General features: G+C 72.1%; 2 protein-coding genes. Both read right to left on the reverse strand.

The window, feature by feature from the left end:
- Positions 1-893: ATP-binding cassette domain-containing protein (locus EIO58_RS16855; protein WP_164861820.1), on the reverse strand; the 893-nt coding region annotated here is incomplete at its 3' end.
- 81 nt (positions 894-974) lie between these two features.
- Positions 975-2,036, reverse strand: a complete 1,062-nt coding sequence (locus EIO58_RS16860) for a sugar ABC transporter substrate-binding protein (protein WP_127820437.1) — start codon at positions 2,034-2,036, stop codon at positions 975-977.
- Positions 2,037-2,048 lie beyond the last annotated feature (12 nt).

Below are 2,048 nucleotides of genomic sequence, written 5' to 3' on the forward strand. Positions count from 1 at the left end.
CGCCGCCGCGACCTGGTGCGCGGCATCCGGATCACCGTCCCGCCGGGCTCCTCGGCGCCGGGTCCGTTGCCGGCATCGTCGTGTGCGGGCGGCTCGTCCGTCGCCGCCGGCTCCGGACGCCGCAGCGCCGCGTGGTCGACGGCGCCCGTGATCGCCGCGATCAGGGTCTCGCTGGTGATGTCGGCGATGTTGTACTCGCCGTTGTTGCGGCCCAGCCGCAGCACCACCGCACGGTCGGCCACGGCCATCACGTCAGCCATGTTGTGGCTGATGAGGATGACGCCGTGCCCGCGCTCGCGCAGCCGTTCGATGAGGTTCAGCACCTCGGCGGTCTGCGCCACCCCGAGCGCCGCGGTGGGCTCGTCGAGGATCACGATGCGCGGATCGCCGATCAGCGAGCGCGCGATCGCGACGGTCTGCCGCTGACCGCCCGAGAGCGAGGCCACGGGGACCCGCACCGACGGGATCTTCGCCGACAGCTCGCGCAGCAGCGTCCAGGTGCGCTGCTCCATGTCGACCTCGTCGAGGGTGGCGCCGTCGCGCAGTTCGCGCCCGAGCCACAGGTTCGCGACGACATCGAGGTTGTCGCACAGCGCGAGGTCCTGGAAGATCGTCTCGATTCCGAGCTCCTGCGCGTCGGCAGGGGAATCGATGCGCACCGGCTCGCCGTCGAACTCGATGGTCCCGGCATCCGGCGGGTGCACTCCGGCGAGCACCTTCACGAGCGTCGACTTGCCGGCGCCGTTGTCGCCGACGAGCGCGACGACCTCGCCCTCGTGCACCCAGAAGTCGACGTCGGTGAGCGCGCGCACGGCGCCGAACCGCTTGCCGATCCCGCGCATCATCAGGACCCGCTCGCGCGGTCTGCCCGCCCGCGGGTGCGTCATCGACATGCTCGCCTCGTCCTCGTCGTCGCTCGTGCGCACTCGTCCGCCCTCGTGCGCCCTGCGGTGCCGTCCACCAGGGTCAGGACCCTACCCGATGCCGGCGGCTGCGCACGCATCGGCGTAGGCGGGCGTGCAGATGTCTTCGACCGACCAGAAGCCGTCGGCGACGACCGTCTCCATGATGTTGTCGATCGTCACCGCGATCGGCTCCAGCAGCGTCGCCGGGGTGCCCTCGATCTCCAACGGAGCGGTCACCTCCTCGCCGCGCAGCAGCGCCACGGCCACGTCGGCGGCGAGCTCGGCCTGCGGTTCGATCGCTTTGTACACGGTCATGTGCTGGTCGTCCGTGAGGAGCCGCTGGATCGCCGAGAGCTCGGCATCCTGCCCGGTCACGATCGGAAGCGGCTCGACGTTCGCCGCCCGCAGCGCCGCGATGGCACCGCCCGCCGTGGCATCGTTCGCGGCGTACACGCCCGCGACCGAGTCCCCGTGCTGCAGGATCTGGCCGGCCACCCACTCCTGCGCCTTCTCGGGGTTCCAGCCCGGCGTGTCGTACTCGGCGAGCAGCCGCAGCCCGCTCTCGTCGATCACGCGGTGCGCGCCCGCCTTGAACAGCGCCGCGTTGCTGTCGGTCGGCGAGCCGTTCACCATGAGGATGCCGCCGCTGCCCTCGTCGGCGTCGCGCAGGGCGTCCACGAACGCGGTGGCCTGCAGCACGCCCACCTCCTCGTTGTCGAACGACACATAGTAGGCGAGGTCGCCGCCGGCGATGAGGCGGTCGTACGAGATCACCGGCACCCGCTTCGCGTTCGCGGCGGTGACGATGCTGACCGCCGCGTTCGCGTCGACGGCCGAGATCACGAGCACGCCGGCCCCGGCTGCGAGCGCGGACTCGGCCTGCTGCTGCTGCTTCGCGGCGTCTTGGTCGGCGTTGGCGTAAAGCACCTCGTAGTCGCCGAGCTCGGCGACGCGCGCCTCGAACAGCGGCCGGTCGAACGTCTCGTAGCGGGCCGTGTTGGCATCGGGCAGCAGCAGGGCGATCGTGTCGTCACGCTGCGAGCCCCCGTCGGGGGCGGGCGTGCCGGTGCAGGCCGCGAGCGCGCCGGCGGCGAGCAGGACGACGAATGCTCCGGCAGCGGCGCGCCGCAGACGCGGGGGGCG

The organism is Microbacterium sp. CPCC 204701 (assembly GCF_004010105.1).
Lineage (GTDB): Bacteria > Actinomycetota > Actinomycetes > Actinomycetales > Microbacteriaceae > Microbacterium.